The organism is Arthrobacter sp. H41 (assembly GCF_000520535.1).
Classification (GTDB): Bacteria; Actinomycetota; Actinomycetes; order Actinomycetales; family Micrococcaceae; genus Arthrobacter_D.
In genome coordinates this window covers 1-9,623 of the sequence record NZ_KI914793.1, presented here as the reverse complement: position 1 = coordinate 9,623, position 9,623 = coordinate 1, and the positions used below count along the sequence as shown (strand labels likewise).

General features: G+C 65.9%; 10 protein-coding genes and 2 pseudogenes. 8 read left to right on the top strand and 4 right to left on the bottom strand.

Features of this window, described 5'->3' with window-relative positions; translation table 11 throughout:
* A pseudogene (locus tag Y705_RS23115) lies at positions 1 to 250 on the top strand (enoyl-CoA hydratase/isomerase family protein); the annotation flags it as partial.
* A gap of 8 nt (positions 251 to 258) precedes the next feature.
* Here the strand turns inward: Y705_RS23115 and Y705_RS0109005 are convergent.
* Positions 259 to 702 (bottom strand): Lrp/AsnC family transcriptional regulator, encoded by a 444-nt coding sequence (locus Y705_RS0109005; protein ID WP_026532621.1) that lies wholly within the window; start codon positions 700 to 702, stop codon positions 259 to 261.
* A 239-nt stretch (positions 703 to 941) separates the two neighbouring features.
* Here Y705_RS0109005 and pdhA point away from each other — a divergent pair, with 239 nt between their 5' ends.
* The 4 genes from pdhA (at position 942) to Y705_RS18630 (ending at position 5,182) form a co-directional block, all read left to right on the top strand.
* Positions 942 to 2,057, top strand: coding sequence for a pyruvate dehydrogenase (acetyl-transferring) E1 component subunit alpha (gene pdhA / locus Y705_RS0109000; RefSeq protein WP_026532620.1), 1,116 nt, complete (start codon positions 942 to 944; stop codon positions 2,055 to 2,057).
* Positions 2,054 to 3,106, top strand: a complete 1,053-nt coding sequence (locus Y705_RS0108995; protein ID WP_026532619.1) for an alpha-ketoacid dehydrogenase subunit beta — start codon at positions 2,054 to 2,056, stop codon at positions 3,104 to 3,106. Before pdhA ends, Y705_RS0108995 begins: the two co-directional genes overlap by 4 nt.
* 2 nt (positions 3,107 to 3,108) lie before the next feature.
* Positions 3,109 to 4,059 (top strand): biotin/lipoyl-containing protein, encoded by a 951-nt coding sequence (locus tag Y705_RS0108990; RefSeq protein ID WP_026532618.1) that lies wholly within the window; start codon positions 3,109 to 3,111, stop codon positions 4,057 to 4,059.
* Positions 4,013 to 5,182, top strand: a complete 1,170-nt coding sequence (locus tag Y705_RS18630; RefSeq protein ID WP_081737938.1) for a dihydrolipoamide acetyltransferase family protein — start codon at positions 4,013 to 4,015, stop codon at positions 5,180 to 5,182. The genes Y705_RS0108990 and Y705_RS18630 overlap by 47 nt, the downstream gene beginning before the upstream one ends.
* A 17-nt stretch (positions 5,183 to 5,199) precedes the next feature.
* On the opposite strand, the gene Y705_RS18625 is transcribed toward Y705_RS18630, so the two are convergent.
* Positions 5,200 to 6,261: a glutamyl-tRNA reductase gene (locus tag Y705_RS18625; RefSeq protein ID WP_049822522.1), complete on the bottom strand. Its 1,062-nt coding sequence runs from the start codon at positions 6,259 to 6,261 to the stop codon at positions 5,200 to 5,202.
* 170 nt (positions 6,262 to 6,431) lie between these two features.
* Between Y705_RS18625 and Y705_RS0108975 the strand changes: the two genes are divergently transcribed.
* Positions 6,432 to 7,007, top strand: a complete 576-nt coding sequence (locus Y705_RS0108975; RefSeq protein ID WP_162149062.1) for a hypothetical protein — start codon at positions 6,432 to 6,434, stop codon at positions 7,005 to 7,007.
* 20 nt (positions 7,008 to 7,027) lie between these two features.
* Here Y705_RS0108975 and lepB read toward each other — a convergent pair whose 3' ends face one another.
* Together lepB and Y705_RS18620 are read right to left on the bottom strand one after the other, a co-directional pair.
* Positions 7,028 to 7,540, bottom strand: a complete 513-nt coding sequence (gene lepB, locus Y705_RS0108970) for a signal peptidase I (RefSeq protein WP_081737933.1) — start codon at positions 7,538 to 7,540, stop codon at positions 7,028 to 7,030.
* 12 nt (positions 7,541 to 7,552) lie between these two features.
* The gene (locus Y705_RS18620; protein WP_081737932.1) at positions 7,553 to 8,947 is read right to left on the bottom strand and encodes a multicopper oxidase family protein; all 1,395 of its coding nucleotides are present in this window, start codon (positions 8,945 to 8,947) and stop codon (positions 7,553 to 7,555) included.
* Here Y705_RS18620 and Y705_RS23110 point away from each other — a divergent pair.
* Positions 8,927 to 9,073, top strand: a pseudogene (locus Y705_RS23110) (class F sortase); the annotation flags it as partial. The gene Y705_RS18620 and the pseudogene Y705_RS23110 sit on opposite strands and share 21 nt — an antisense overlap.
* Before the next feature lie 239 nt (positions 9,074 to 9,312).
* A partial coding sequence (locus Y705_RS0108960) for a transposase family protein (protein WP_026532643.1) occupies positions 9,313 to 9,623 on the top strand: 311 nt, incomplete at its 3' end.

The following is a 9,623-nucleotide window of genomic DNA, read 5'->3' as shown; positions in this document are numbered from 1 at the left end:
CAGCCGATCCGTCCCAGCCGGGGAACTGCTCGAATTCACCCGGCAAAGGGTCCATGCGGTTGCCGATGGTGCCACCGCCGCCTTCCGGGAATCGAAGAAGCTTGTCGCCTCGATCCGGGACCAGCGGCTTGGGTTCTGGGAAGCTCTGGGACAGGAGAACGCGGCCCAGGGGACACTCAGCAGAACCGCAGACTACGCCGAAGGCTTCGCCGCCTTCCAGCAGAAGCGCAAACCGACCTTCACCGGCTGAGGCCGCGCCTACCGGGTGTCGAGGTCCTCGAACACCAGGAAGGTCTGGGTGTCGAGCACGCCGGGCATGGACTGCAACTGATCGAAGATCACGCGCCGGAGGCCTACGTTGTCTTCCGCGCGGACCAGGAGAATCACGTCGAAGTCCCCGCCGACCAGGGCGATGTGGTGGATCTCCGGCACCTCCCGCAGCTTCTCCCGAAGTTCACGCCAGGCGTGCTGCCGGACCTTGAGGGTGACATACGCGGAGGATCTGAGGCCGGCCTTCGCAGGGTCGATAATTGCGGTGAAGCGGGTGATCACTCCGTCGTCGGTCAGCTTCCCGATGCGGGAATAGGCGTGCGCCCTGGAAATATGCACGTTCTCCGCCACCGCTGTCACCGACTGGCGCGCATCCCGCGTCAGCTCCGCCAAAATTCTCCGGTCCACCTCATCAAGGACTTTCTCCACCACCTGTCCACGCCCCTCACCGTAATCCAGCTCACACTGCCTATTCGTCTTCAAGATTACGTCAATCGTCGAATTTTATCCAGACTTTCCGGCACTTGTGGCGACGATTTCCGGAGAAAGCCATACTTGGAGTGACACAGCATCCATCAGTGGAGGCGGTGTCCCAAGGCATCGAGTCGCTGACCCAGCGGCACATGGAGGCGAAAATGACTATTCCCGCGGATCGGCAGTTCGACAGTCCAATGAAGGACCGCGAGCATCGCAGCGGCAACCCGGAGACGGCCCTCCTGCCGTCGTCGAGCCCGGTGCAGCTCATCGATTCCTCCGGAACGCACCGGCACGACGACCGTTATCCGCTGCCCGACGGCGACGAACTGGTCCGCGCCTACGCCCGGCTGGTCACCGGCCGCAGGGTCAACGACCAGGCCAACGCCCTCGTTCGCCAGGGGCGCATGGCGGTCTACCCGTCCTCCCACGGGCAGGAGGCGTGCCAGGTGGCTGCCGCCGTCGTGCTCGACAAGCAGGACTGGCTGTTCCCCACCTACCGCGACACGGTGGCCGTCATCACGCGAGGAGTCGATCCCCTCGAGGTGCTGACACTGCTGCGCGGCGACTGGCACTCCGGCTACGACCCCTACGAACACAACGTCGCCACCCAGGCCACGCCGCTCGCCACCCAGCTGCTGCACGCCGTGGGTGTTGCCCATGCGGCCAAGCTGCGCGGCGAGAACACCGTGGTCCTCGCTCTGTGCGGCGACGGTGCCACGAGCGAGGGTGATTTTCACGAGGCGCTGAACTTCGCGGCAGTCTTCCACGTCCCGGTGGTCTTCTTCGTCCAGAACAACGAGTACGCCATCTCGGTGCCGTTGAAGAACCAATCGGTCGCGCCGTCCCTGGCGCACAAGGGGATCGGCTACGGCATGCCCGGTGAGCGCGTGGACGGCAACGACGTCGCCGCGCTGCTGTCGGTCCTCGGTGCCGCGGTATCCCGGGCACGCGACGGCGGAGGACCCTCCCTCGTCGAAGCCCACACCTACCGGATGCAGGCACACACCAACGCCGACGACGCCACGAGGTACCGCTCGGCCGCCGACGTCGATTCCTGGATCCCGAAGGATCCGCTGAGCCGCATGCGGACCTACCTGCGGAACCTGAACCTGCTCGACGACGCTGCGGAGGCCCGGTTCGCAGCCGAGGCCGACTTCCTCGCCGCCTCGATCCGCGACGGGCTCAACGAGGAGGTCGAGGTGGACCCACAGGATCTCTTCGCCTTCGTCTACTCCCAGAAAACGTCCCAGCTGCGCGAGCAGGCCGAAATGCTCCGCGAGGAACTGACCCGCGAGGAAATCCCATCATGACCCAGATCGCCGAACGCCCGGCAGGCTCCGCCCGCGACTCCACTGCCGTCCCGGTCACCTTCGCCAAGGCGCTGAACGCGGCGCTCGCCGATGCCATGGAGGCCGACGCCTCGGTCCTGATGTTCGGCGAGGACGTCGGCCCGCTGGGAGGCGTCTTCCGCGTCACCGACGGACTCACCGCGCGATTCGGTGAAGAACGCTGCTTCGATACGCCGTTGGCCGAGGCGGGCATCGTGGGCATGGCCATCGGCATGGCGATGAACGGCATGCGTCCCGTCGTCGAAATGCAGTTCGATGCCTTTGCCTATCCCGCCTTCGAGCAGGTGGTCAGCCATGTGGCGAAGATCCCGAACCGCACCAGGGGCAGGGTCATGCTCCCCATGGTCATCCGTATCCCCTACGCCGGCGGGATCGGGGGAGTGGAGCATCACTGCGACTCCTCGGAGTCCTACTACGCCCACACCCCGGGCCTGACGGTCCTGGCTCCGGCCACGGTCCGCGATGCCTACACCATGCTCCGGGAGGCCATCGCCCTGCCCGACCCCGTGGTGTTCCTCGAACCGAAGAAGCTGTACTGGTCAAAGGAGGAGCTCGATCTCACCGAACTCCGCCGGACCTTCGACGAGCAGACCGGGCTCCGCTCCATCGGCAGTGCTGTCGTTGCGAGGGCGGGCACCGACGCCACCTTGATCGCCTATGGCCCGTCGGTTCCCACCGCCATGGCCGCTGCGGCCGCCGCGGCCGCGGAAGGGCGCTCCCTCGAGGTGATCGACGTCCGCTCGATCGTTCCGTTCGACGACGAGACCGTGTGCGCCAGCGTCCGCAGGACCGGCCGAGCCGTCGTAATTGCCGAAGCCCCGGGCTTCGCCTCGGTTGCCTCGGAGATCGTGGCACGGGTCCAGGAACGCTGCTTCCACGCCCTTGCGGCACCGGTACTGCGCGTCACGGGGTTCGACGTCCCCTACCCTTCCCCGAAGCTCGAATCCTATTACCTGCCGAGTGTTGACCGCATCCTCGATGCCGTCGACGCCCTGCAGTGGGAGGACTGACCATGAGCGCCGAAGCACCTCCCGCCCTGCTGGTGTTCAACCTTCCCGACCTCGGCGAAGGCCTCACCGAAGCCGAACTGGTGTCCTGGCTCGTCACGGAGGGCGATGAAGTGGTTGTGGATCAGGCCATCGCCGAAGTGGAAACTGCCAAGTCGGTGGTCGAGGTGCCCTCCCGCTTCGCCGGAACGGTGGCCGTGCTGCACGGCGCTCCGGGGGAGACGCTCGACGTCGGAGCGCCGCTGATCTCGGTGCGCGCCGCCGGCGTGGCGGGAACGGTTGTACCCGGCGTGACCGGTTCTGCATCCGGGGCAACTCCTTCGGGCGAGGCGGCCTCAGCAGCCGAGGCGTACCGTACGGAGGAGCGCGCCGGTATCTCTCCCGCGGCTGCGCTTGATGAAGCGCCGGTGCCCGAGGCGGAAAGCGGCTCGGGCAACGTCCTGATCGGTTACGGGACACCCGGCGGGTTGACCGGCGGCCGCACCAGGAAGCCCAGAACCGGAGCGGCGCCGTCCCGGGTGGAGATCGCATCGATCGTCCCTGGGCCTGTCGTCCCCGAACCCGCCCCCGGCGGGTCGGCAGCCCGCGAACCGGACGACCACGGAGAAGAGCCTTCAGCCCGGCGAGCGGTCCTGTGTGTCTCGCCGCTGGTCCGGAGGGCTGCACGGGAGGCCGGCCTGACGCTCGGCGACATCCCCGGCAGCGGCCCGGACGGGCTGATCCTCCGCCGGGACGTCGAGACCGCCTCGGCCGCCCGGGNCCTCCCCGCCTGCAGCGAGCTTTGCCGCGCCGGTTGCGACTTCGTCATCCGAGGCTGGAGCCGCTGGTTCAGGGACCGATCCGCGCTCCGGGTTGCCGGTGCTCGACCGGGCCCCGCTGCGGGGCGTGCGGAAGACCGTGGCGGACACCATGTCCCGGAGCCGGCGGGAGATACCCGAGGCAACAGTGTGGGTTGACGCGGATGTCACGGCCCTCGTCGAGTTGCGAGCCCAGCTGAAGCTGCGCGGTGCGGATTCGGCGCCGGGCCTGCTCGCCTTCATCGCCCGGTTCGTGGTGGCGGGTCTTGCCCGGTATCCCGAACTGAACACGCGCATCAACACCCTTGATGACGGCTCACAGGAGATTCTCCGGGTGGCGGGGGTGAACCTCGGGCTGGCTGCGCAGACGGACAGGGAGGCCGGCCTGACGCTCGGCGACATCCCCGGCAGCGGCCCGGACGGGCTGATCCTCCGCCGGGACGTCGAGACCGCCTCGGCCGCCCGGGCGGAACCGCCGTCGTCCTCCCCGCCTGCAGCGAGCTTTGCCGCGCCGGTTGCGACTTCGTCATCCGAGGCTGGAGCCGCTGGTTCAGGGACCGATCCGCGCTCCGGGTTGCCGGTGCTCGACCGGGCCCCGCTGCGGGGCGTGCGGAAGACCGTGGCGGACACCATGTCCCGGAGCCGGCGGGAGATACCCGAGGCAACAGTGTGGGTTGACGCGGATGTCACGGCCCTCGTCGAGTTGCGAGCCCAGCTGAAGCTGCGCGGTGCGGATTCGGCGCCGGGCCTGCTCGCCTTCATCGCCCGGTTCGTGGTGGCGGGTCTTGCCCGGTATCCCGAACTGAACACGCGCATCAACACCCTTGATGACGGCTCACAGGAGATTCTCCGGGTGGCGGGGGTGAACCTCGGGCTGGCTGCGCAGACGGACAGGGGACTCCTGGTGCCGAGTGTCCGGAACGCCGACAGGATGAACACGCGGGAGCTCGACGTCGAGATCCGCCGGCTCGCCGCCCTTGCGCGCGAGGGCAGGGCGACGCCGGCCGACCTCACCTCCGGAACGTTCACCCTCAACAATTACGGGGTCTTCGGAGTGGACGGCAGCGCGGCCATCATCAACTTCCCGGAATCGGCCATTCTTGGAGTCGGCAGGATTCTCGACCGACCCTGGGTTGTGAACGGCGCGCTGGCCGTCCGCAAGGTGACGGAACTGACGCTCTCCTTCGACCACCGGGTGTGCGACGGCGGAACCGCCGGAGGGTTCCTCCGTTACGTTGCTGATGCCATGGAGAACCCTGGGAGCGTGCTCGCCGACCTGTAGTCGGGTGAGCTGGATCGTCAGTCCGAACCAGCCTGTTTCTCCAACTGGTGCGCTGCCTGCTGGACCAGTGCATACGCATGCCGCAGAACCTCGAGGTCGGTGGCAGGAGCCGCGAGTTGCACCGCCTCGAGGGTGATCAGTTCGACGCCGGGAATTCCCGCCACCTGCGGGTCGAAATCGCGACTGAGTGCCAGATCGAGGACGGTGAGGGGTTTTCCGGCCCTTCGCCTCGTGAGCGCCAGGATGGGCTCGGTGATGCGGGCACCTGCCCCGCTGCAGCCGATCAGCATGTCCGCCCTGGCCATCGCCGTCGGCAGTTCGAGAAGGGTCAACGCGGTCCCACCCCGCTGTGCCGTGAACGCTTCAGCCCGGCCGGACCAGGAGAACACACAGACGGCTGAGCAATCCCGGCTCTTGAGCAGTTCAACCACGCAGCCCGCAAGGTTCCCTGTGCCGAGGAGCACCACCGACACCTCGGAGAGGGCCGGACGCGGAAAGCCGGTCGCGATGTCGAGCGCCACCGTGGCGATCGAGGTTCCTGTGCTGCAGCGGTCGACCCAGGCCTCCACCTCGTCCGCTGTGCGCGACGCCGCCTGGAACAACCGGACCAGCCGTGCGCTGGCAGTGCCCGCGGCCTGGGCCATGGCCAGGGCACTGCGGATCTCGGTGGACATCTCGCGTTCACCCCCGCCTGCGGAATCGAGGTCGGCTCCGACCGTGAACAGGTGTTGTGTGACGGACAGTCCGAAGCTGTAGGCAAAGAGTGACGAGAGGGGGAACAGGGCGAGGCCCGTGCAATGGCTGACGGATTCAAGGGTGTCCGAACAGGCGGTTCGGGCCGTCGAGGTGGGCGAGGTCTCACAGTAGATCTCGAAGCGGTTGCATGTGGCGAGGATGATGGCTCCGATCACCGCGGAGCTCGTGGTCAACAGGTCCTTGGTGATCTGGGTGGAGACAGCTTGGAGGAGGGCGGCGACCTCGGCGTCGGTGCCCCGGAACGGCCGAACCTGAGCCAGGAAGATGGAGCCGTCCTGTGCTGGATGAACCTCCGGGTCCGCGGAGCGGGATGTTTCGGACACAACCGTTCTCCTTGCGAGAGCTGTCGACACGTGCTGGGTATCGAGCAGCAGCCATAACACCTACGCATAGGGTCGCCCAACAACCTTCGGGAATCCTTGAGGTTTATTCGAGGCATTTCTGCGGGTGGCCGGACAAGGTTTTCCCATGGTCGCGCCGCCACGCTGAAGGTATGAATGTTGCCGGTGATCCCATCGAACCTGAAGAGTCACTCCTTTCTGCCGGCCCGCCTGCCAGCGGAACCAACACCTGGTTAACGCGCGGCAGGGCGATAATGTTCGTGGTCCTCCTGGCGGTTGTCACCGGTGGAGGAATGCTTTTCCTGGCTGGGGAGGAGAAGAGCAGTACGCCGCTGGGGGCCGCAGCGGTTCTGGACGGCGGGCTGGCTCGCATCAACGGAATCGTCCCCGTCGAAGAGGACGGCTGGACGCCCCCGGACGCCGGCGAATCGACGATACTCGACGCTCCCGCCTCCGCAGGAGCGCACCGGGTGCGGGTGGTGCTCGAACTCACCGCATTGGAACCTGAAGGAATTCCGTTCGATCCCGCGGACTATTCGATCAGCGGGCTGGCGGCAGGGACGAGTGAGCTTCTTCTCTCGGTGCCGGGAAACCAGGACATCCGCCAGGGAAGCACCGCGAACACGGAGTTGATCTTCGAGATTCCCAACCGTGCCGTGGAGCTTGCACTGGAGGGGCCGGATGATCTGCGCTTGTCCCTCGGCCTCTCGCACCACACCGACGGCTGAGCCGCGTCCTGCACTCGCGATCACGGCCAGAGCACGACGCCGAGGAGTGCCTCCAGGGGAATGCTCCCGTAATCTCGCGAGTCGATGGACCCGGCGCGGTTGTCTCCCAGGACAAAGACGTGACTTTCGGGGACCTGAACGGGGCCGAAGTAGGTCCCATCGATGCGGGTGTGATCGATTCCGGGCTCGGGCATCGGTTCCCCGTCCACCAGCAGGATCGAGTCCTCGATGGCTACGGTCTGCCCGCCGACTGCCACGACTCGCTTCAGGGTCGGAGTACCTCCCTCAGGGCTGATGAAGACGATCAGGGCGCCCGGCGCCACCTGCTCCCGGGAGAACGGTTTGAGCATCAGTACCGTGCTGTACTGTGCCACTGCCGGTTCCATGCTGTCGGAAGCGACTGTCAGCGGCTCGACGATCCAGAGCCGGACCGCCAGCAGCGTCACCAGCAGGAGGACCGCAAGCACTATCGTCGGAGGGCGTTCACCGGGCGCCTTACGCGCATCGCGCCGGGGCGCCCGGTCGATGTCCATCGTCCGAAACCTCTAGGCTCCGGTGCCGAACTGGGGAGGTGCGGCTTTGATGGGATCGTTGGGGTCGCCGTCGAAGTCCTTGATCCCCACACTGAACTGGACCATCATGTCGTGGTCCTCATGCGGCAGGTTATGGCAGTGGACCATGTAGCGCCCGCGGTGGGGACCGAACTTCATGAGCAGCCTCACGGTCTCGCCCTCTCCCACATACACCACATCCTTCGGTCCACGCTCGTAGGCGAAAGGCGGCCTGCCGTTGCGGCTGAGGATCTGGAAATCGATCAGATGGAGGTGGATGGGGTGGAACCAGCCTCCCGAGCTGTTTTCGAACTCCCAGATCTCGACGGCGTCGAGCTCCACGTCCGCGATGGTCTTACGGTACTCGCTCGCGATGACCTCCTGCCAAGTTCCGCCGTCGATGGTCCAGAGGTTCGTCACGTCATCGCGCTTGACCCGGAAGCGGCGGGTCTTGGTGGCCTGGGCCGGCGTGAGGTTCATGGCCTCGCTGGGGACCAGTGCCGCGGGAACGGTATTCCAGGTCGGATCGATCGTATCGACGGTGTCACCCACCACGTCGAAGGCCATGATTTTGTGGGTGAAGTCGTAGTCCACATTGTTCTTGTTCGAGAGGTTCCGCAGCTCGATGCGCTGCCCCGTCGCGTACTTGCGGAAATCAATGAGAAATTCATACCGCTCCGCACCTGCATGACGGTAGTTGGTTACCGGTTGCGGCACGGGTACCAGACCGCCGTCGGTCCCCACGATGATCAGTGGATCTCCTGTACTCAGGGTGGGCCGGAGTGAGCGGGAGATACTGCAGTTGAGGACGCGGAAGCGGTAGATGCGCTTCTGCACCTTCATGATCGGCCACGGTCTGCCGTTCACCAGGATCACGTCGCCCCAGAGTCCGGAGTGGGTGTTGTCGTCGTACCCGAGGGCGCCGTTCTCGGCGAACATGGCGTCCGAGACGGTGAGGGCAACATCGAAGTTCCCTTGCGGGAGAAGCGTCCGCTCGAGCGGGTCGTGCATGTGGTATTGCCCGGCAAGGCCCGAATAGGCGTTCTGGGCCGTGAAGTGCACGCCGTGATCGTGGTACCAGAGGGTGCGGGCCGGTTGGAAGTTGGGATACTGGTAGTCCTTGTAGAACCCGGTGTTGGTCACGTCGCTCGCGTAGCCGTCGAACTGCGGCAGGGACGCGGAACCGTGCAGGTGGGTGGAGGTGGACAGTAGGTGTCCGGCGGTGGGGTGGGTTGCGGGGAGCTGGTTGCTGATCCGCACGACGGCCTTGGTGCCCTGGTCGAGGCTGATCGTCGGGCCGGGGAAGATCCCGTTGTAGCCGAGGACCGGGGTAGTCAACCGGGGAAGAATCGAGGCAACCCCGGCGGTCTGGATTCCATCACCACCCACGACAAGGACTCCCTGAAGACCAGCGACATCTGGAACATCGTCCCGAACCGGCTCATCATCATCAGCTGCTACACCGAAGACCCCTGGGGCAAAAACGTCGTCGTCACCGCATCACCAGCACCATAAACCAGGTGGTTGGGTTCCCGTGCACACCACCCCGGACGTGCCTGGAGCTTAGATTGCGTACGCGTTAGGCAAGTTTCCACGGACTGCTCACACAGATGGACTGGTATTGAAGGTTTGATGGCTCTTCGTAATTGAGAGTGTGTGGGGGTGTGGCTGGGGTGGGCGCGTCGGTGGGGGGATAGAGGTCGAGGCCTTCCGATGATGGAAGTTCCTACGCTGCCCATCCGAAAGACCTCGACGTGTTCAACGCTACCTTTCACGCCCCTGACCTCACCACGTTTTGCCGGCTCGATGAGCTCGGCCTTGAAGCTATCGGCCAGCAGCTGAGCCCGGGTCGGGCGGTGATCGAATGCCGTGTCCCCGAGTCCGATCGGTGGTGCCGGTCCTGCGGTGCTGAAGGCATGGTGCGAGACACCGTTGTCCGTAAGCTCGCCCATGAGCCGTTCGGTCACCGACCCACCACGTTGCTGGTGCGGGTGCGCCGCTACCGGTGCGAGCACTGCAGCCGCACCTGGCGACAAGACACGTCGATGGCAGCCGATCGGCGTGC